This window comes from Chitinophaga sp. 22308, from assembly GCF_052045305.1.
GTDB classification, from domain to species: Bacteria; Bacteroidota; Bacteroidia; order Chitinophagales; family Chitinophagaceae; genus Chitinophaga; species Chitinophaga varians_A.
In genome coordinates, this window is sequence record NZ_JBQEOP010000008.1 from 153,040 (window position 1) to 170,965 (window position 17,926).

General features: G+C 49.1%; 26 protein-coding genes and 1 pseudogene. 8 read left to right on the forward strand and 19 right to left on the reverse strand.

Annotated features, from left to right (window positions below; all coding sequences use genetic code 11):
* The first annotated feature begins 35 nt into the window (after positions 1-35).
* The 6 genes from ACTJJS_RS29170 to ACTJJS_RS29195 all read left to right on the forward strand — a co-directional run bounded on the left by ACTJJS_RS29170 (position 36) and on the right by ACTJJS_RS29195 (position 7,531).
* Positions 36-875 carry an AraC family transcriptional regulator gene (locus ACTJJS_RS29170; protein WP_440667124.1) on the forward strand — a complete coding sequence of 280 codons (840 nt, stop codon included), beginning with the start codon at positions 36-38 and terminating at the stop codon, positions 873-875.
* Between the two features lie 193 nt (positions 876-1,068).
* Positions 1,069-1,548, forward strand: coding sequence for a cupin domain-containing protein (locus ACTJJS_RS29175; RefSeq protein WP_440667126.1), 480 nt, complete (start codon positions 1,069-1,071; stop codon positions 1,546-1,548).
* Between the two features lie 77 nt (positions 1,549-1,625).
* A complete protein-coding gene (locus ACTJJS_RS29180; RefSeq protein ID WP_440667128.1) occupies positions 1,626-2,255 on the forward strand; it encodes a YceI family protein in 630 nt (209 codons plus the stop codon).
* Positions 2,256-2,384: 129 nt separating this feature from the next.
* Complete coding sequence (locus ACTJJS_RS29185) at positions 2,385-3,674, forward strand: hypothetical protein (RefSeq protein ID WP_440667130.1); 1,290 nt, start codon at positions 2,385-2,387, stop codon at positions 3,672-3,674.
* Positions 3,675-3,758: 84 nt separating this feature from the next.
* A complete protein-coding gene (locus ACTJJS_RS29190; protein WP_440667132.1) occupies positions 3,759-6,839 on the forward strand; it encodes a sensor histidine kinase in 3,081 nt (1,026 codons plus the stop codon).
* A 44-nt stretch (positions 6,840-6,883) separates the two neighbouring features.
* Entirely contained in the window at positions 6,884-7,531 is a 648-nt protein-coding gene (locus ACTJJS_RS29195; RefSeq protein ID WP_440667134.1) for a response regulator, read from the forward strand.
* Between the two features lie 45 nt (positions 7,532-7,576).
* On the opposite strand, the gene ACTJJS_RS29200 is transcribed toward ACTJJS_RS29195, so the two are convergent.
* The 17 genes and pseudogenes from ACTJJS_RS29200 to ACTJJS_RS29280 form a co-directional block, all read right to left on the reverse strand.
* Entirely contained in the window at positions 7,577-8,179 is a 603-nt protein-coding gene (locus ACTJJS_RS29200; protein WP_440667136.1) for a hypothetical protein, read from the reverse strand.
* A 175-nt stretch (positions 8,180-8,354) separates the two neighbouring features.
* Complete coding sequence (locus ACTJJS_RS29205; protein ID WP_440667138.1) at positions 8,355-9,920, reverse strand: glycoside hydrolase family 43 protein; 1,566 nt, start codon at positions 9,918-9,920, stop codon at positions 8,355-8,357.
* Positions 9,921-10,106: 186 nt separating this feature from the next.
* Positions 10,107-10,298 (reverse strand): class I lanthipeptide, encoded by a 192-nt coding sequence (locus tag ACTJJS_RS29210; RefSeq protein ID WP_168873678.1) that lies wholly within the window; start codon positions 10,296-10,298, stop codon positions 10,107-10,109.
* A gap of 51 nt (positions 10,299-10,349) precedes the next feature.
* Positions 10,350-10,505 carry a class I lanthipeptide gene (locus tag ACTJJS_RS29215; protein ID WP_440667140.1) on the reverse strand — a complete coding sequence of 52 codons (156 nt, stop codon included), beginning with the start codon at positions 10,503-10,505 and terminating at the stop codon, positions 10,350-10,352.
* Between the two features lie 58 nt (positions 10,506-10,563).
* Entirely contained in the window at positions 10,564-10,719 is a 156-nt protein-coding gene (locus tag ACTJJS_RS29220) for a class I lanthipeptide (protein ID WP_440667141.1), read from the reverse strand.
* Between the two features lie 81 nt (positions 10,720-10,800).
* Positions 10,801-10,995 (reverse strand): class I lanthipeptide, encoded by a 195-nt coding sequence (locus tag ACTJJS_RS29225; protein ID WP_168873676.1) that lies wholly within the window; start codon positions 10,993-10,995, stop codon positions 10,801-10,803.
* Positions 10,996-11,028: 33 nt separating this feature from the next.
* Complete coding sequence (locus ACTJJS_RS29230; RefSeq protein WP_168873675.1) at positions 11,029-11,235, reverse strand: class I lanthipeptide; 207 nt, start codon at positions 11,233-11,235, stop codon at positions 11,029-11,031.
* A gap of 26 nt (positions 11,236-11,261) precedes the next feature.
* Positions 11,262-11,438 (reverse strand): annotated as a pseudogene (locus ACTJJS_RS29235) (class I lanthipeptide); the annotation flags it as partial.
* A gap of 23 nt (positions 11,439-11,461) precedes the next feature.
* A complete protein-coding gene (locus ACTJJS_RS29240; protein ID WP_168873673.1) occupies positions 11,462-11,665 on the reverse strand; it encodes a class I lanthipeptide in 204 nt (67 codons plus the stop codon).
* Positions 11,666-11,677: 12 nt separating this feature from the next.
* Positions 11,678-11,875 (reverse strand): class I lanthipeptide, encoded by a 198-nt coding sequence (locus ACTJJS_RS29245; RefSeq protein ID WP_343745945.1) that lies wholly within the window; start codon positions 11,873-11,875, stop codon positions 11,678-11,680.
* A 32-nt stretch (positions 11,876-11,907) separates the two neighbouring features.
* Positions 11,908-12,099 carry a class I lanthipeptide gene (locus ACTJJS_RS29250; RefSeq protein ID WP_440667144.1) on the reverse strand — a complete coding sequence of 64 codons (192 nt, stop codon included), beginning with the start codon at positions 12,097-12,099 and terminating at the stop codon, positions 11,908-11,910.
* A 12-nt stretch (positions 12,100-12,111) separates the two neighbouring features.
* Entirely contained in the window at positions 12,112-12,303 is a 192-nt protein-coding gene (locus tag ACTJJS_RS29255; RefSeq protein ID WP_168873670.1) for a class I lanthipeptide, read from the reverse strand.
* Between the two features lie 12 nt (positions 12,304-12,315).
* A complete protein-coding gene (locus ACTJJS_RS29260; protein ID WP_440667146.1) occupies positions 12,316-12,522 on the reverse strand; it encodes a class I lanthipeptide in 207 nt (68 codons plus the stop codon).
* A gap of 12 nt (positions 12,523-12,534) precedes the next feature.
* A complete protein-coding gene (locus tag ACTJJS_RS29265) occupies positions 12,535-12,726 on the reverse strand; it encodes a class I lanthipeptide (RefSeq protein WP_440667148.1) in 192 nt (63 codons plus the stop codon).
* A gap of 112 nt (positions 12,727-12,838) precedes the next feature.
* A complete protein-coding gene (locus ACTJJS_RS29270) occupies positions 12,839-13,036 on the reverse strand; it encodes a class I lanthipeptide (RefSeq protein ID WP_168873667.1) in 198 nt (65 codons plus the stop codon).
* Positions 13,037-13,078: 42 nt separating this feature from the next.
* Positions 13,079-13,270 carry a class I lanthipeptide gene (locus ACTJJS_RS29275; RefSeq protein ID WP_168873666.1) on the reverse strand — a complete coding sequence of 64 codons (192 nt, stop codon included), beginning with the start codon at positions 13,268-13,270 and terminating at the stop codon, positions 13,079-13,081.
* Between the two features lie 174 nt (positions 13,271-13,444).
* Positions 13,445-13,816 carry a winged helix-turn-helix transcriptional regulator gene (locus tag ACTJJS_RS29280; RefSeq protein ID WP_168873665.1) on the reverse strand — a complete coding sequence of 124 codons (372 nt, stop codon included), beginning with the start codon at positions 13,814-13,816 and terminating at the stop codon, positions 13,445-13,447.
* A gap of 142 nt (positions 13,817-13,958) precedes the next feature.
* On the opposite strand from ACTJJS_RS29280, the gene ACTJJS_RS29285 reads away from it, so the two are divergent.
* Both ACTJJS_RS29285 and ACTJJS_RS29290 read left to right on the forward strand, forming a co-directional pair.
* Complete coding sequence (locus ACTJJS_RS29285) at positions 13,959-14,816, forward strand: MBL fold metallo-hydrolase (protein ID WP_440667151.1); 858 nt, start codon at positions 13,959-13,961, stop codon at positions 14,814-14,816.
* Between the two features lie 32 nt (positions 14,817-14,848).
* A complete protein-coding gene (locus ACTJJS_RS29290; protein ID WP_440667153.1) occupies positions 14,849-16,372 on the forward strand; it encodes a hypothetical protein in 1,524 nt (507 codons plus the stop codon).
* On the opposite strand, the gene ACTJJS_RS29295 is transcribed toward ACTJJS_RS29290, so the two are convergent.
* Positions 16,332-17,147, reverse strand: a complete 816-nt coding sequence (locus ACTJJS_RS29295; RefSeq protein WP_440667155.1) for a sterol desaturase family protein — start codon at positions 17,145-17,147, stop codon at positions 16,332-16,334. The genes ACTJJS_RS29290 and ACTJJS_RS29295 overlap by 41 nt on opposite strands.
* Before the next feature lie 109 nt (positions 17,148-17,256).
* Positions 17,257-17,853: a Crp/Fnr family transcriptional regulator gene (locus tag ACTJJS_RS29300; protein WP_440667156.1), complete on the reverse strand. Its 597-nt coding sequence runs from the start codon at positions 17,851-17,853 to the stop codon at positions 17,257-17,259.
* Positions 17,854-17,926: the final 73 nt, after the last annotated feature.

Here is a 17,926-nt window from a genome sequence, read left to right on the forward strand (position 1 = left end):
TCAGCTAATTTTGCAGTCTTTACTGTCACACTGATATGAAAGCAGACATTTACATGCCCAGTCCCCGGCTTAGTCAATATATTGACAACTACCTGGTAGTGGACATTGACTGGAGGAACGCGCCACAGGAATACGCCGTCTGGCGCCTGATCCCGTTTGGACAAACATCTATGCTTTTTCTTTATGGCGATCAGCACTATTATAACCTGGAAGGTCCGCAGTTCGAGATGCAAGCCACCCAAAAGGCTTTCATGGTGGGACAATTAACGCGGCCTCTCTGGCTGAAATTCACACTGCACACCCGGCTGGTCAAAATTCAGTTCAAGCCCGGCGGTGTACATCCGCTGTTACCCTGCAACATGCGGGAGTTTACCAATGTGCCCAGCCTCGACCTGGAGGCGGTATGGGGTCAACCAGTTCTTCAGTTGCTGGAACAACTGCACGAGGCTGGCGACGACCGACAGCGGATTACCGCGCTGAACAGCTTTCTGGAAGACCGCTTGCAACCCGTTTCCGAACTGGTGGACTATGTGGATTATACCGTCAACCAACTACGCGCACATCATGGCAACATTGGGATCAGTCAATTGGAAGATAAGCTGGGCATCAGCGGCCGTCATTTAGAGAGACTGTTCCATACCCGGGTGGGGTTGTCACCCAAAGAGCTGAGTAAAATCATCCGGCTGAACGTAGCCCTGACGAAAATAAAAACCAACGGTAATATTTCGCTGTATCACTTGTCGCATGATGCAGGTTATTATGATCAGGCGCATTTCTCCAGGGATTTTAAGGCCATTGCAGGCGTGCCGCCTTCGAAGCTGCTGGCAGCGAGCGCCACCGAATTATTTGTTACCAACGGAAAGTGTTTTGTATAACCTGCAACTTATTTTATAGCCCCAAATACCGCAGGCCGCATTCAAGGATGCGGCCTTTTTATAAAACACTTTGCAGACATCTGCCAGTCGATCATCTTCCGAAACAAAAATATTCAACAGGTCCAGGCAGGTCGGTTTCGTACAAGCTTTTCCGTTATAATCTGTCCATCTTTGCATCATAAAAGAATAAATTATGCAAAACACTGTAACCCCTGCATCCATCATTCCCGCCGGTATTTACCGGCAATACAACGGCGGCTATTTCCGCACACTGGTATCCGCAACAGAAACACAGGGCAATTTTTCCCTGATAGACATATCGCTGCCCAAAGGCGTAGAACCTCCTACTCATATGCATACACGGGAGGATGAAACCTTTTATCTGCTGGAAGGGGAAATCACCTTTCATATCGGGGAACAATGTATTCACGGCAAGTCCGGTGACAGCGTATTTGCGCCCAGGATGGTACCGCATCATTTTGCGCTGACTACGCCCACCGCCCGGTTCCTGACGCTGATCACCCCCGGCCACTTCCTCGATTATTTTGTGGAATTCAGCACCCCCTGCACAGATATGCCGCAGGTGTCGCAAAACCCGGGAATGCCGCCGCCAGCCTACCTGGAAAATATGGCCAGGCAACTGACCCAAAAGTATGGCGTATTGTTCCTGTAAAACAATTCACCATTGACTGTTCCCCATCACCTTTTTATTGCCCGGGATACCGGGAAAATCATCCTAAAAAAATAATAATGATTCCCAAACTGACACGTGCGTTCCTTGTGGTTCCGATGATATCCGTTATAGTGATGTCAGCCTGCACAAAAGACAGAAACAATAACGGCCCGGTAAACTATACCTTAAATACCGGCGCAGTCATCAACTGGAAAGGCGTCATGGACAATGGCTTCAACAACGGCTCTTTTGACGTGGGCGCCAGCAGTATTGAAACCCAAAACGGCGTGGTAACCGGTGGCAATATTGTATTTCCCATTGCTTCCATTAAAAACTTCAATATCCCTGACCCAGCGCTTAAAGAGCAGCTGTTGCACCACCTTAAGAGCGCTGATTTTTTCAATATTGCCGTATATTCCGAAGCATCTTTCCGTATCCTGAAAGTACAGCCTTATAACGGCGAAGGCAATACGAATGTGCCCACGCCCAATTTTCAGGTGGAAGGCAGCTTCACCATGCTTGGCAAATCCAACAACATTACTTTTCCGGCGTATATCCGTATCAGTGGTGACCAGATGGACATAGCCGCTGCCTTCAGCATTGACCGTACGTTGTGGGGCATGACTTATGCCTCCGACCCTGCCGGCCAGCAATACATCCATAAAGATGTGGAACTGCAACTCAATGTGAGCGCGCACAAAATGTAATCCTTGTTTTTACCGGGAAAATCGTACCGGTATGTTTGAGCGCTACTACTTATGCGCAGCACCAAGCCGTTTTACTTTTCACAGTAAAGTTGACCCCAATAATAAAAGTTAAACATTATGTATTCCGTCATGAAGAGAATGGCAGTATATACCATACTGCTGCTAAGCCTTTATAGCTGTAAGAAAAACGATAAAGACCAGGCGACGCCTGAACCTACAACAGAACACGGCGAAGTCCGCGAAAAAGGCGTTGCTGCCGGCGATGCCGTACATGCCCAAATAGGCCCTGCCGGCGGCACGCTGGCTTCCGCCGATGGCCGTCTGCAAATGGAAATCCCCGCAGGCGCTGTCACCAAAGAAACCGACTTCACTATCCAGCCTATTACCAATACCCTGCCCGGAAGCCCGGGCAAAGGTTACCGCCTGTTGCCCGAAGGCCAGACCTTTGCCCAGCCGGTAAGACTCACCTTTCAGTATGACGACGCTGATCTGGCGGCCACTTCAGCCCAGATGTTGTATATCGCCTTCCAGGGCAGCGACGGCATCTGGAAAATGATCCCGCAGACAGCCCTCGATGAAACTAACAAGACACTGAAGGCTACCACCACCCACTTCAGCGACTGGGCTATCTTTGCGCAATATTATCTGACAGGCGGGCAGAATGAACTAAAGCCCAAAGGCAGCACCTGGCTCGAAGTCAGCAGTGAAGACCTGCTGGCGCCACTGGTAACAGGCGGCGCTGTTGAGATTGGGAAAAAACGGGCAGAAGACAATCCAAAAAATATCAAAAACTGGCAGTTTTTCAACGACGGTAATCTCGCTGTGGAACCTAACCAGAAACGCGCCACCTATACCGCCCCGGCGCAGATACCCAGCCACAACCCGGTAGAGATCAGTGTAGAAGTATACAATGTGCTGCCACCTGGCGCCAACCGCCCTACAGCCACCGGTAAGGTAATCCTCCTGACCCGTATCTATATCGTGGATGAGACTTACTTCATCGCCGAAGTCAATGGCGTATCACAGGTGATGACCAGCATTTTTTATACAGAAGATGACCAGGGCTTGTTTATCAACGGCAATATCAATGGCACCACCAACAACATCCTGTTGTTCGTTGCAGCACACAATCCCGGGATCTATCCCTACAACCTGGACGAATTACCGGGGACCGGTGTGGCAGTCTATAATGCCGGCCCGGGCGACGGCTATGTGCCCGGCTACACACCCTGTGAAGGAGACGTGGTCACATCCCCCGGGTATATCAGCATTGATAAAAAGGAAAAAAACGGCAGTGTGGAATATTTGACAGGCGGCTTTACCGCGACGGTATACAAGGAAACCGGCATGTGCCCCAATTTAAAAATCATCAAAAAAACATTGTCTGGTAAATTCCGGCTAATCAGGAAAACGGAATAACTCAAAAGTTGATCCCAAAACAAACGGCTGTCCCCATAGTGGAGCAGCCGTTTTGTTTCTTTATCTTGAACTAATTTTAAAGGGATGATACTACCAGCGAAGCATATATGGAAGCTGTTATTTACGCGGGGCCTGGTGTCCGGCGTCCTTTTTTGGGGAACTGTCAGCGCCCAGGCGCCGCCTCAATATGCTTTCACTCACTACAGCGCCGCCACCGGTCTTGCAGCCAATACTGTCAACAGCCTGGTGCAGGACCGTACAGGCTATATCTGGCTGGCCACTTCCAATGGCCTGCAACGATATGATGGCACCCGCTACATCACCTTCAGGCATCGCGCCGCGGATGCCCGCTCCCTGCCGGAAAACAACCTGCTACAGGTGGCTATCGATAAAGCCGGCAGGATATGGCTGCTGTTCAACAGCGGCCGTACCGGCATCTTCCACACCGCTGATTTCAGTTTCACGGAAACAGCTTTTTCCGTGCCAGGCATCAACCTCAGCGAATGGGGCGACAAGGAGCTGAAAGTAGGCACAGACGGACATATACAATACTGCCTCCACGGCTTTGGTATTTTTGAATACAGCGACAAGGCACAACGATTTGTTGCTGTATTGCCTTCCTATAACCTGCCTTCAACCTGGAAGGTGTGGGATATGGCAGAAGATACGCTCACCGGCAAATGCTGGTTCAGCGGCGATTTTGGGCTGGCTGTATTCAACCGGCGAAGCCGGGTGCTGAGCTACCAGGAACATAATACAGAACGGGAACCGCTGATAGAACAATGGGGACGTCTACGGCATACCAGCCATCTCTTTATCGACCAACAGCATCGCCTGTGGCTCCGCAGCTGGCCCTATGGTTCAGCTGCCGGCCTGGTATATGCTTTCGATTTGAAAAACAACCAACCGGTGTTAAACGCTTATAATTTTATCCCTATAGTAGAAAATTATAACGAACCACGACGGTTCACCATGCAAAAAAATGGCCAGATATGGTTGACCGGTGTACGCATACTGGCCCGGTACCAGGAAAAAGAAAACACCTTCAGCCTTATACGTCCCGTTGCTACAGGCGCCCCCGGCATTGATTATGAAGTTATCAATGACCTCCTGGAAGACAGGGAGGGCAATATATGGATAGCCACCAATAACAACGGGTTACACCGGTTCAATCCCGCACGCCAATCGTTCAGCAATATCCGTCCCCGCGACACGCTCCGGCACGGTCCAGGCGACCGGTCGGTGTTGTCGTTCCTGCAGATAAAAGGCAAGGAAATACTGGCAGGCACGTGGGGCAACGGCATACACCGGTATGACAGCAATTTTAACAACATACCCCTTCGCATACAAGGTCTCAATCCCTCCTGTCTCATCTGGGACATGTCATACGCCAAAGACAGCCAGACCATCTGGATAGGCGCCCAGCCCGGCCTTTACGCTTACCAGGAAACCAACGGCAAAGCGGAATACTACAATCCCTTCGGGCAACAATACCAGACCATCCGCCAGGTACGGGAAGACAATACGGGAAATCTGTGGATCGGCACACAGAGCAAAGGATTGTTTAAACTCGCTAAGAAAGAAAAGCAACAACGAAGACTGGACCGGGTATGTAAAATACAGGGCATACCCGAAAGACAGCCTGTTACCAGCCTCCTGTCCGACCCACAGGGACACATGTGGGCCGCAACCGCAGGGCGGGGCATCTTTATCATCGATACGGGCAGCTGTAAGATAATACAGCACCTGGACCGCCAACAACTGCAGGATGAACATATTACGGCCCTGTTACAATATGACGATTCCACCATTCTGGTCCTCTCCCGTTACCTCGACAGCTATAATATACATACCGGGCGCGCCACCCCTGTCCCCCTGCCGGAAACCCTTATCCCCGACATGGCCGCCATACAACGGGACAAAAACGGCAACCTCTGGATAACTGCTTCCAACGGGCTGGTACGGCTGGACCACAACAAAAAAACCAGTAAATTTTTTGACCGTTCAACAGGGATATACAACGACAGTTTTGAGCCGGGCGCATCGGCAGCGCTGACAGACGGACGGCTCCTTTTCGGCAGCAGCAACCAGTTCATCGCATTCAATCCGGCCGGCATTACCTGCAACAAAACCTTTCCGGACGTCGTCATCACCGGTTTCAGCATCATGGACCACTCCCTTCCGGTGGATTCCCTGCTGCAACGCGGGAGCGTGGATTTGTCGGCCCATCAGAACCTGATCACGATTGACTTTTCGTCATTCAATTATGACAATAATTTCCATATCGTTTACAAACTCGAAGGGCTGGACCAGCAGTGGAAAACAACCGCCGGCAATCAGGCCGTCTACTCCTATCTGCCGCCCGGGTCTTATACCCTGCTGCTGAAAAGCGAAAATCCCGAAGGATACGCCAACGGCCGTATTACCCGCCTGCCTATCCGTGTACACCCTCCTTTCTGGCGTACCTGGTGGTTCAATGGATTGCTGGCGATCATCGCAGGTGCTGTGGTCTACGGCTTGCACACGCTCCGTATAAAGCGCTTGCTCGCCATTGAAAAAGTAAGGACCAAACTGGCGAGAGACCTGCATGATGACATTGGTTCCTCGCTCAGCACCATCAACATCTTAAGTCAGGTGGCAGCCAACAAAGCAGATGAATCCAGTGTTTCCCGGGATTACCTGCAAAAAATCACCGAAAGTTCAGGCCGTATGATGGAATCGATGGATGATATTATCTGGAGCATCAATCCGGTTAATGACACACTTGGCAAGATGTTCGTGCGCCTGCGGGAATTCATGGCCGAGGCACTGGAGCCTAAAGGCATTGACTATTCCTTCCATATAGCAGACCGCATCAGGGAACTGAAGCCAGACCCGGAATCCAGGAGAGATCTTTTTCTTATCTGTAAAGAAGCTATCAACAACATCGTTAAATACGCAGGAGCCACCCATGTTGCGTTGGAGGTAAGCCGTACCGGCAACCTGTTGCTCATTACCATCACAGACAATGGTAAAGGGTTTCAGCCATCGGGCACACGCGCCACCGGCACAGGGCATGGACTAAACAATATGCAGGCCAGGGCACAGCTGCTGCGTGGGACATTCGCCATCAGCTCCGCCCCGGGACAAGGCACACTGATCAGGTTAAGCGTTCCTATCGCATAAACATGTTAACAGAACAGGCTGCTATCATTTTATATTTGTAGCACATGCATCAACAGCTTATGATCAATATAGTTATTTATGATGATACCGATCAGTTTAGGGACAGCCTTAGTATTCTGATCAACGAGAGCAGCGATATGAGGGTACTGGCCGCTTTCAACAATTGCGAAACCGTGGAGAAAGATATTGCCCAGCTGCAACCGGACGTTATCCTGATGGACATCGATATGCCGGTCATGTCTGGCATCGAGGCCGTAAAAAAAATCAGGGAAACCAATACGGCCGTGAAAATCCTGATGCTGACTGTTTTTGACGATAACGACACCATTTTTGACGCCTTAAAGTATGGCGCCAATGGTTATCTCCTGAAAAAAACAGTCACTGCGAAATTGCTTTCGCATATACAAGACGTCTATGAAGGCGGTGCGCCGATGACGGCGTCTATTGCCACACAGGTATTGAAAATGTTTGCCCGCTTCCACCAGCCGTCCACACAGGAATATAAGTTGTCTGATAAGGAAAAGGCCGTACTGCAGCTGTTGGTGGAAGGTTACAGCTATAAAATGGTGGCCACTCATATGCAGGTTTCCATAGATACCGTGCGCAGTCATATCCGTAACATCTACGAAAAAATGCACGTCAACTCAAAAAGTGAAGCAGTAGCCAAAGCCTTGCGAGGCAAGCTTCTCTGACGTACTGCCATCACCTAAACACACACAGGTTGCTCATGCACCCACTCAATAGTAGTGGCGGTAATAACGGGTAGTACTGCCATCATTCCATTGAACGTCTACATGGTCCCACCCATTCGTATACCGGTGGGTAGCATAGTTGATTTTAATCACATCCCTGGAAAAATCCTTGTTGTAATCCAGGGTAGGATCGCTGGTGCTGTGGTACCATCCGCGGTGAATCACCGGATGCAGCACAATTTCGCCGCCGTGTTGTTCGGCTGTTCCTTTAATATAGTCGAACGCGTTAGATTTTAATCCCCCCATTCCCGAGCTGGAAAAACGGCAAAACTCGAACTCTCCATCGGCCGTGAAGCGAAAGCCGTTGCCTGGCCTGGGTTGCATGTCCCACGGCGTGGGCGCATTGTTAAACCATATCCCGCTGGCAGGATTATATACTGCGAGGGTAAAGTTCAGGGAAGTGTCCATATTGGCTTCATCCAGGCCAAACCAGGAAGCGCCGGACAAGTCGGCGGTAATGTTGGTGCGGGGCGTTTTGGACATATCGATGTCATCATTTGCATTTCCCTTTTTGCATCCTGTGTTCACCACTGACAAGGCACAGGTAATACCCGCCCATATCAGCGGGCGAAGAAAGTAAAGTTTCATACTATGGGTGTTGTTTGTCTCCGGGGTTATAACTGAATAATCGGATTTTTTATATGGCAAAATTAAGATGCCTTGCCGGCGGGAATAACCGCATGTTTATGCGATTGGAAAATGTCTTCAAAAAAAAATGCAGGAAGCTAATGCCTCCTGCATAAAGAAAATAAACTTTGCAACCCTACCGGCGGAACCAATCGAAATCCGCATAACCAGTACTTTCCGGGCTGTTCAGGTCTGTATTAAAAAGAAACAGTGCAAAGCGGTTGGCCGTCCAATCCAGCCCCAGTCCCATTTTCAGTTGATTACCGATGATGGTAAAATGTTTGCCGTCATAGCTATAGGCAAATGTTGCCGTGAAATCCTTCTCCCGTACCATGGCCTTCAGCCATATTTTTGAATATGTGCAGGGCATAGCCGTCACCGTGCTGTCGGCATTTACCATCACGAGCTCCCGTTTTTTTCCGTTATAACGGACACCAATATACGCATAGGGCGACTGGAACACGCCTAATCCGGCTATATCTCCCTGCTTCAGGCCGGAGAGGTCGAGCAATGCCGTGCCTTCCGAATAAGGCCCTTCCACGCGCTGCGTCAGTGTATTGCGCGCCTCCATGAGATTGCGGGCTTTGCCGGCATACAACCGGAGATACCCCGGTCTTTGGGTAAGCGACCACTTGTTATTGTCAGGGTTGTGGTTCCACTGCCACTGCAATCCCAGCGTTTTGTTGTTGAATTCGTCCGTTGTGGCCGGCACTGATACCGGATAGGTTTTACCCACAGCGGGCTTCGGGAAAGTGTCCACCCCTTTGCCGCCGGTGCCTAACATAGGCCAGCCATCCACCCAGGTTACCGGTTCGAGGTTGGGCACGCGTCCAATGGGACCACGGTCCTGCATGATGATAAACCACCAGTCGCCGTTCTGCAGCTGTACCATCCCGCCCTGATGCAGTCCATTGCCAGGGTAGGTGTGATCGTCCTGTATCACCACTTTCGATTCGTAAGGGCCGTATATGCTGTCGGACCGCAGACATACCTGCCGGCCTCTGGTACCGCCGGTGCTTCCCAGGATATAGTATTTCCCGTTGACTTTATACATATGGGAGCCTTCCAGGTAAGGAAAGGCGCGGTTGTCATAAATCTCACGCCGGGGTGTTTTTACCGACAACGCGTTGCTGTTCAGCTCTGTGATAAATAGTTTTTGCTGACCGTGCACCACATATACTTTTCCATCGTCATCAAAGAAAAGGCCCGGATCATAGAGGTATTCCGGGAAGATGGTGCGTGTCCAGGGGCCTTCGATGTTTTTGGCGGTACACATGGAGAACTGCCCTTTGCGGCCGTCCATGTCCGGTGTACAGAACCCGACATAGAAAAGACCATTGTGATGACGGATGGTGGCCGCCCAGGACCCGCTCAGGTACATATTGCCTCCTTTCAGGTCATAACGCGGGTCTTCTTCATAACGGGACACTGCGTATCCCGCCATTTTCCAGTTCACCAGGTCATTGGATACAGCAATGGGGCAACCTGGGACATAATGCATACTGGTAGATACAAAATAGAATTTGTCACCCACCCGGATGATGTCCGGATCGGGCCAGTCGCCCCACATCAATGGATTTTTGAACGTTCCGTCGCCGTTGTCCGGCGTCCAGGAGGTATTCGTTTGTGCATGCAGGTCGCTGCCAGCCAACAGCCATAGTAAAAGGCAGGCCCATCGCGACAGGAAAGATAGATGTCTCATTGTTCACTTTTAATACCCGGCGGTGCGGACCGCCATCGTCATAACGCATTTATTCTATGTGCGAACATATGGACTTTTTTTGATCAAAAGGGAGAAAATTTACCAGATGACGTGTTCTGTGTATGGTTGTTTTAAAAAAGCCGCACAAACCCAAAGGCAGTGCGGCATTCTGATACTGTTGGTATGTTACTCGCACAGCCAGCACGACTGCGTTGTACCCGGCGAAGTTTCGCAGGTATTATAAAGCGTAGCACAGTTATAAGGACTGGTTTCAAATGCTTTACCTCCAACGATCTGATTACGTTGAGAGGTGTTAAGTACAGCTACGGTGGCTTTGGTGAAGGCCAGTTTTTTATTGACAGCGATTTTCTTTTTCATGGCGGTATTTTTAGATGTCAGAGAAATGGTACAGCCAGGAACAGACCGGCACTAGCAGGAGGTCGTGACCAAAGTTACACAAGTGGGCGTCTTGGTAATCTGAAGTTTAGCTCCACCGGCTACCATGGCACGTTGCGTATCATTAAGCGTAGCGATAGCTTCTTTTTTGAGGTCCAGTTTTTTGCTGAAGGAGATTTTCTTTTTCATGGCTGTATTTTTAGATATTGAAAAAAATGATACAGTGCCGTCAGGATTCATGCTGGCACTAACAGGTAGCGATGATTAGGGTTGCGCAACCAGGGGCTTTGGTTAGCTGAAATTTAGCTCCGCCGGCCACTATGTTGTGTTGCGTATCAATAAGCATGGCGACAGTCGCTTTGTTGAAAGCCAGTTTTTTGCTGATAGAAATTTTCTTTTTCATAATAACATTTTTACAGTACTGAAAAGCCGCGCAACCACAGAGGAATGCGCGGCTGATGGAGATTATATTTTTATCTGTACACTACCCGTTGCATTCTTCGCAGGGCTGGCCCGGAAAAGGTGAGGTAACACAGGTAACAATAAGCGTAGTGCAATTAGGCTGATTGGTAATCGGCGCCCGGCCACCGGCGATCATATTACGTTGTGCATCGCAGAGCACCGCGATGGTCGCTTTGTTGAAAGCCAGCTTTTTGCTGATGGAGATTTTCTTTTTCATGATAATGATTTATAACATTGAAAAAATAAGCCACTACATGCAGCGTACGCATTGATGACCGGTATCAGGAATCGTGGGACAGGTTTTGTCCAATCCGGTATTGCAGATGGCCGGCCTGGTCGGGCAAATGGTGGTTGCTGCCCCGCCGGCGATTAGCTGTTGCTGTTCCATGTTCAGCGCAGCAATGGTCTCTTTGTTGAAAGAGAGTTTTTTTCCAATTACAATGTTCTTCTTTTTCATAAGAAAAAATTTCAGGCAGTGAAAAATCAGGCGCAGTTATCGCATACGCCCGTATTGGCTGTCGTTACACAGGTAACGCCGTTGGAAGTACAGGTAATGAGTTTGGTAACGGTTTTGGAACCGCCCGCCAATACCTGCAACTGTGTAGCGCTCAGGGTTGCGATAGTGTCCTTGTTAAAGGAGAGTTTTTTTCTGATGGCTGTGTTTTTCTTTTTTCATAAGAAAACTATTGAATAGGTGGGCATAATTCGCACGGGCCACCCGGACGCTGAATAGTGGCACAGGTTTCCATGTTGGATTCGCAATTGGCGTTGCAGGTGAAGAAAGTGGCGCCACCGGCGATCAGTTGCTGCTGGCTGCTGTTCAGCGCGGCAATTGTTTCCTTATTAAAGGAAAGTTTCTTTCCGATGTTAATGTTTTTCTTTTTCATGAGCTGTATTTTTTAGATAGCGGTGGTATTACAAAGTACGCAAGGTTGGGTCGGCCGCGGTGAAGTATCGAGCGTTGGGCAAACACAGGTAACTGATTGGGTTATACGTACACCGCCAACCATTTGTTGTTGCTGTGCATCATTCAGAGAGGCGATGAAAGATTTTCCCAGCGTCATTTTTCTGTCGATGGCAATTTTTTTCTTTTTCATACAATGATGGAATGTCAGGTTAAAAAATGGCCTTAGCAGGCGATACATTCAGGTACTGTATAAGGATACGTCATACAGGTTTCCAGGTAGGTAAAACACCTCTTGTCTGTCGTTACCGGAGGGATGCCACCGGCCAGTTTTCCTGCTTCAGCACCGGACAGCACGGCCACGGCAGATTTACCGAAATACAGTTTCTTTTCGGCACTCAGTTTTTTCTTTTTCATGGGTAGTGTTTTTTAAGGACATAATTGACATGGACGGGTAGGACTTGGCGCGGTGGCGCATGATTCCGCACGGGAAGTGCAGTTGATAATTCTTGTCACCGGTATACCGCCAACAATCATTTCCTGTTGATTGCCAGTCAGGGACGCAATGGGAGACTTGCCCAGCATCAACTTCCTGTCGATGGAGATTTTTTTCTTTTTCATGTGCCGTTTTTTTTAGATAGTGGTATCTGTTTGACAAAATTGGCAGGGCCGGGTGGGACTTGGCGCGGTAGCACAGGTTTCCACACGGGAAGGACAATTAACAATCAGGGTAGCAGCCATGCCACCGGCGACCATTTCCTGCTGAAGATTGTTCAGGGATGCAACGGGAGATTTGCCCAGCATCAGTTTTCTGTTGATGGAGATTTTTTTCTTTTTCATATAGATTGGATTTTAACAGATTTCGCAGGGACCGGTTTGAACATGCACGGTGACACAGGTTTCCACGTACGATTCACATTCAATAGGCCGGGTAATATACATCGCGCCACCGGCGATTTTTTTTTGCTGGTCTGCATTCAGCGCAGCAATAGTTGCTTTATTGAGCAACAGTTTGCGCTCAATAGTTGCTTTTTTCTTTTTCATAAATGATAGACAGTTCAGATTTAAAATTGCCTGCAGGACAAAACCTCCCCGCTGGCCAGCTTTACAGCCGCCAGGACAGTTTGCCCCCGGGATTAAAAAAGACTAATTCAGCTTAGCAGTATACACACTGTTCCTGTGTATACGGGAAGGTGTTACAGCTTGCGTAACGGGTTTCCTGGCAGATCTTGGAGTAAGTGGCCGTGGTGGTTGGTATGCCACCCGCGAGCTGCTCCTGCTGTTGTGCGTTCAGTTGAGCGACAGTTGTCTTGTTAAAAGACATTTTTTTTCCGATAACTGTTTTCTTCTTCATAAGGAGGATTTACGGGTTCAAATTTCGGTTGTACATTACAGTTTAGCAGATCACACATGCGTCCTGTGTGTAGGGGATTGTTTCGCAGGATATGTCTCTTGTTTCCCAGCACCTGATTTCTCTGGTGATGATAGCCATACCACCAGCGATTTGGGCTTGTTGATGGGTGTTCAGTTGGGCAATAGTGGTCTTGTTAAAAGACATTTTTTTTCCAATAACTGTTTTCTTCTTCATAAGGAGGATTTACGGGTTCAAATTTGGGTTGAGAATTACTTTATATGGTATGGGTTAATTGGCATGAGTCATCGATTATTTTGAGAATATTTGAAGATAACAAAAAGGAACAGAAAAAAAGAATTTTTTTTGCAGGCCGCGAGGCCTGCAATCATATATTAGTCCTGAACAGTATCAGGCAAGTTTTTTACGGCCCAGTTCCAGCCACGCGAACTGATCGTGATGATGTGTTTTCATATAGTCTACGCCCCATTCATACAACGGCTCAAAAATAGTACACAGCTTTCTTCCAGATTCGGTCAGCATATACTCCACCCTTGGCGGTACTTCCGGATATACCTTGCGGGTGATGATACCGTCTTTCTCCAGCTCACGCAACTGACTGGTGAGCATTTTTTCCGTGAGATTCTCGCAGGTGCTCTTCAGCAGTTCACCATACCGTTTGGGCGTACCGTCAGACAACATGCTGAGTATATATAATTTCCATTTGCCGCTAATGGCCTTCACTGCCAACGTCAGCGGACAGTGTAATCTTGGGTCTCTCATATTTTTTTAAAAAAATTTGTTTACGCCCTCCGGCGATGCTTCACAAAACCTACCAAAAAGTAAGTAAGGAACGGAAAAGTGCCTACTTATCCAGCAGGGTATAAAGGTATACTTTTGACACCATCAAATAAAACAGCACCATATGAAAAAAGTAATCCCACTGATACTCGCCTGTATCAGCGCCCTGACAGTAAGTAGTATCGCACAACCGTTACAAATCCAACTCATCCGGCAAGCTACCGTTAAGATCACGATGCATCAGCAGCATCTGCTCATAGACCCAGTACTGGCCGATGAAGGCACAGAGCCACCCATTTTCTTTTCCAATGAGAGGAAGAACCCCACGATCGGGCTGCCTTTTCATCGCGACAGCGTACTGAAAAACGTGGATGCCATTCTGCTCACCCACTATCATCCCGATCATTTTGATATGGCAGCCGAGAAATATGTGCCCAAAGACATGCTCATCTTCTGTCAGCCTGGAGATGACGCCAAACTGAAAGAAAAAGGCTTTACCCATACACAGGTCATTGACAGCACCATGACCTGGCAGGGCATTTCATTTCACCGCTACCTGTCCAGCCACTACCCTGGCGCCAACGGGGAACCGCCTTTCGGCATCTCTTCTTCCTGGTACCTGCAAAGCGGCGCCAGCGGTGTTTTCATCACCGGCGACGCCATCCTCGACGATCTGCTGAAAAGCTCCCTCCTCGCTACAAAGCCGCCCATCGTGATCGCCAACACCGGCGAATGCCACTTCACCCGTGAAAACCCGGTGCTGGCGCCCGGCATCACCATGACGCTGACCACCGGCGAACTGAAAGCCATCACGCAGCTGTTGCCCGCCGCTACCGTGGTGGCTGTACATATGGACGCCATCAACCATTGCAGCCTTACGAAAGCTGAGCTTCGTCAATATGTAGCGAAAGAAAAATTACAAAAGAGAATAAGGGTGCCCAATGAAGGGGAAGTCCTACGCGGCATTCCGGGGAATAAATGATATCTTCGCGGGGTTTAACCCTAACGATAATAATGGATTTCTGGTCACATATACAGACGCTTCAACATTCCCGTAACACTGCTGCCAGGCTGCATGCACTGGAACAGATACAAGTGCAGGGCTACACCTCGCTGATTTACCACCTTCTGAAGGTATTGCAGCTTTCACATAACGTACCGGTAAGAACGGCTATTTGTGATGCCATCATTTATTTATTCGGGCAAAACACAGCACCACGACCGTTATATCAGACATTAAACGATTGTGAAATAAGCGTGTCGGATATTGATTTCTTCGAGGTGACTTTTGATCGGTCCAGGCTTACTTACCTGCTGATGATCTGTTCTCTCAACTGCAACGGTTATGTCCGGGAAAAAGCGGTCCGGAAATTGGGAGAAATGGTGAATGACGAAGCACTCCCCTTTCTGCTTCACCGCCTGGCCGACTGGGCAAAACCCGTCCGCCAGGCGGCTGAAACGGCCGTCATTGCTTATCTCCACGCAGGCAAGGCAAAGGCTTTTATCATGTGCCTGCCGGCACTGGAGGAGTTACAGCAGGTAGAAAGAGCTGATCTTACAGGCATACGGAGCATCATCCTGGATTATCTTACCGGCCGCGCCCGGAGTGTATCGGTAGATCTGTTTCGCCGTTTACCGGTTAAGCACCGGCTGCTCCTGGCCCGTCATTTGGCCGAAAGTAATGCGCACAGGAATGAACTGTTGATGTTTATGGGCGACCGTTATCCCTTAGTAAGACAGGTGGCGGTAACTCACATGGCACTCCTCCTGCCTGAGGATATCTCCGGATTGCTGAAAGACAAGTCCCCGCACATCCGCCTGGCCGTACTTCGAAAATTACACCAACAAGATCCTGGTTTTTCTTTGATACCCTTTGTGGCCGATCCTGCTGCCGGTGTCAGGGAATTCGCCCGGTATTATCTTGCGGGCGCGGATATTGACTTCGTCGCTATTTATTTGGACCGGCTGCAACAGCAGCAGCAACTGGTCGGTTCACTGAATGGAATGGCGGAGATGAATGCCCGCCATCATGCAGGTATAATAACGCCCTTCCTGCAACATAACATCCTCAGGGTAGCAAAAGCAGCTTTTTCCGCGCTTAAAAAACTGAACGATTCGTTATGTTATGATTATTGTATAGAACACATGGACCATCCGGCACCGGGAATGCGCCGGACCATTTTAGATCATCTCACCAACCAGGCAAACGACAATATACTTCAGCTGGCAAGGGAACATTATCTGAACGGAACTTCGGAACTTAAACTTTCCATGTTACGTTTTTTTTCCCGTATAGGTGGATGGAAAGTAGCAGCTGATCTGATGCTGGGGACTATTGATTCCGATCAGCGTATCAGGGATTACAGTATGTCTGCACTGCAGCAGTGGAGAAATAAAGCGACGGCCCTGTATGCCACCCTTCCGGCAGCAGACCGCGAACGCGCCCTTTCTATTCTCCGCTTCGCCACAGAGATGCATGACCAGCACCCATACTTCCCTAGCAATCCATTACAGGGACTGGCTTTTTACTTTCACTAATAACCGGCCGCTGCCCGAATCGCTGCGCCTGGATACGGTCAAACTCCTTCACATAGTCCGGATGCTCCGTGCCCATTAACCGGTCCCATATGCGGAAATACAGGCCGTAATTACCTTTAAAACGGCTATGGTGCAGGTTGTGGTGGACGGAGCTATTGAGCAGCTGAAACAACCAGCTGTGGCGGAACCAGCGGGGCATTATCTCATAACCCAGGTGGCCGTACACATTGATCATAAATCCGGTAATGGTAAATAACAGTACTGTCAGCGGGTGCATGGGCATGATACAAACCAGCACCACCAGTACGCCTCCCTCTGCAACAGCCTCCAGCAGATGGAAACTGTAGGACGTCCATGGTGAAGGGTTAGTGCTTTTATGATGCACCAGATGGGTGGCCTTAAAAAGTTTCGGATGGTGCAACAGCCGGTGCATCCAATAAAAATAGGTATCATGTACCACCAGGCTCAGCACCAGGCTCACGCCCATGTACCACAGGGGATAATCATCGATATGCCGGTACAACTGTGTAAACTGGCGGGCCGGAGTAAACAGCAGCATCACCGAGATAACGGTGAACACGAGGGTGGTCTGCATGGAATGCCATATCTCACGGAAAAAGTCCTTTCGGGAAGCCTCCTTCCGTTGGATTTTCTGCTTTTTAAAGCTCGCAGGATATATCAAATAGAAAATAGTAAAAGGGATGCCTGCCATCAAAAAATAGCGCAGTGCGGAGAGACTGAAAATACGGGCCAGTGCTTCTGTCAATATTTGCATTTTTCCAGGTCGTTTTTGAATGAAATACGACCCAAAATTAGCCGCCACACCGGTATTCATCGGTTAACAAAGGATAAGAAATGGCATTAACAAAGGTTAATTTCCGGTGCTATTGTTTTCCCCGGCTGTGTATTCTCTTCCGGATACGGCTCAACGAAACCGGCGTAACGCCCAGCATCGAGGCAATATATTTATCGGGCACGCGGTTCACGATATCGCCACGGCTTTCCAGTAATTGCAGGTAACGTTCTTCCGGCGACAGCGTCACAAAAGATTCTATGGAATCCAGCGCTTCCGCCAGCATAAGCTGCAGAAAATGGCTTCGCAACGGTTCCAGGCGGGGATTTTCCCGCAATACCCTGTCCAGCTGTTCGTAGTCTATCTCCACCACTACGGTATCTTCCAGCGCCCGGTAAATAAAGCGGGACGGCCGTTGACGAATGATCGTATCATGTGACGCGATAAACTGCCCCTCCCAGCGGAGAAACAACGTAGCTTCGTCTCCGTTATTCCTCACCGCATACGCGCGGATAATGCCTTTTTCAAGATAAGCCAGTTTCCTGGCAGTATCACCTTCACGGATATACGTTTCTCCCGCATCCAGTTTCACCTGCCGCGTAGCGGCAAACAAAGGCGCCATATCTGTCGCCGGCACCGTATTCAATTGTTGTAACAGATTTTGTAACGTTTCAATAGAAACCGCCATGACCCTGATTTAGGCCCAATATTAAATATTTTTCGGGGAGATGCGAACAAATTTATCCCTGCGCTGTTTAACC

Excerpts from the sequence above, each read along its gene's own strand:
- ACTJJS_RS29295 (WP_440667155.1), bottom strand. The coding sequence starts at position 17,147 with ATGCAAATATTGACAGAAGCACTGGCCCGTATTTTCAGTCTCTCCGCA.
- ACTJJS_RS29170 (WP_440667124.1), top strand. The coding sequence starts at position 36 with ATGAAAGCAGACATTTACATGCCCAGTCCCCGGCTTAGTCAATATATT.
- ACTJJS_RS29270 (WP_168873667.1), bottom strand. The coding sequence starts at position 13,036 with ATGAAGAAGAAAACAGTTATCGGAAAAAAAATGTCTTTTAACAAGACA.
- ACTJJS_RS29245 (WP_343745945.1), bottom strand. The coding sequence starts at position 11,875 with ATGAAAAAGAAAAAAATTGCCATCGACAGAAAAATGACGCTGGGAAAA.
- ACTJJS_RS29220 (WP_440667141.1), bottom strand. The coding sequence starts at position 10,719 with ATGAAAAAGAAAATTTCTATCAGCAAAAAACTGGCTTTCAACAAAGCG.
- ACTJJS_RS29280 (WP_168873665.1), bottom strand. The coding sequence starts at position 13,816 with ATGAGAGACCCAAGATTACACTGTCCGCTGACGTTGGCAGTGAAGGCC.
- ACTJJS_RS29185 (WP_440667130.1), top strand. The coding sequence starts at position 2,385 with ATGAAGAGAATGGCAGTATATACCATACTGCTGCTAAGCCTTTATAGC.
- ACTJJS_RS29265 (WP_440667148.1), bottom strand. The coding sequence starts at position 12,726 with ATGAAAAAGAAAAAAGCAACTATTGAGCGCAAACTGTTGCTCAATAAA.
- ACTJJS_RS29260 (WP_440667146.1), bottom strand. The coding sequence starts at position 12,522 with ATGAAAAAGAAAAAAATCTCCATCAACAGAAAACTGATGCTGGGCAAA.
- ACTJJS_RS29195 (WP_440667134.1), top strand. The coding sequence starts at position 6,884 with ATGCATCAACAGCTTATGATCAATATAGTTATTTATGATGATACCGAT.
- ACTJJS_RS29180 (WP_440667128.1), top strand. The coding sequence starts at position 1,626 with ATGATTCCCAAACTGACACGTGCGTTCCTTGTGGTTCCGATGATATCC.
- ACTJJS_RS29175 (WP_440667126.1), top strand. The coding sequence starts at position 1,069 with ATGCAAAACACTGTAACCCCTGCATCCATCATTCCCGCCGGTATTTAC.
- ACTJJS_RS29250 (WP_440667144.1), bottom strand. The coding sequence starts at position 12,099 with ATGAAAAAGAAAAAACTGAGTGCCGAAAAGAAACTGTATTTCGGTAAA.
- ACTJJS_RS29285 (WP_440667151.1), top strand. The coding sequence starts at position 13,959 with ATGAAAAAAGTAATCCCACTGATACTCGCCTGTATCAGCGCCCTGACA.
- ACTJJS_RS29190 (WP_440667132.1), top strand. The coding sequence starts at position 3,759 with ATGATACTACCAGCGAAGCATATATGGAAGCTGTTATTTACGCGGGGC.
- ACTJJS_RS29290 (WP_440667153.1), top strand. The coding sequence starts at position 14,849 with ATGGATTTCTGGTCACATATACAGACGCTTCAACATTCCCGTAACACT.
- ACTJJS_RS29275 (WP_168873666.1), bottom strand. The coding sequence starts at position 13,270 with ATGAAGAAGAAAACAGTTATTGGAAAAAAAATGTCTTTTAACAAGACC.
- ACTJJS_RS29300 (WP_440667156.1), bottom strand. The coding sequence starts at position 17,853 with ATGGCGGTTTCTATTGAAACGTTACAAAATCTGTTACAACAATTGAAT.
- ACTJJS_RS29230 (WP_168873675.1), bottom strand. The coding sequence starts at position 11,235 with ATGAAAAAGAAGAACATTGTAATTGGAAAAAAACTCTCTTTCAACAAA.
- ACTJJS_RS29240 (WP_168873673.1), bottom strand. The coding sequence starts at position 11,665 with ATGAAAAAGAAAAACATTAACATCGGAAAGAAACTTTCCTTTAATAAG.
- ACTJJS_RS29200 (WP_440667136.1), bottom strand. The coding sequence starts at position 8,179 with ATGAAACTTTACTTTCTTCGCCCGCTGATATGGGCGGGTATTACCTGT.
- ACTJJS_RS29205 (WP_440667138.1), bottom strand. The coding sequence starts at position 9,920 with ATGAGACATCTATCTTTCCTGTCGCGATGGGCCTGCCTTTTACTATGG.
- ACTJJS_RS29215 (WP_440667140.1), bottom strand. The coding sequence starts at position 10,505 with ATGAAAAAGAAAATCTCCTTCAGCAAAAAACTGGACCTCAAAAAAGAA.
- ACTJJS_RS29225 (WP_168873676.1), bottom strand. The coding sequence starts at position 10,995 with ATGAAAAAGAAAATCTCCATCAGCAAAAAGCTGGCTTTCAACAAAGCG.
- ACTJJS_RS29255 (WP_168873670.1), bottom strand. The coding sequence starts at position 12,303 with ATGAAAAAGAAAAAAATCTCCATCGACAGGAAGTTGATGCTGGGCAAG.
- ACTJJS_RS29210 (WP_168873678.1), bottom strand. The coding sequence starts at position 10,298 with ATGAAAAAGAAAATCGCTGTCAATAAAAAACTGGCCTTCACCAAAGCC.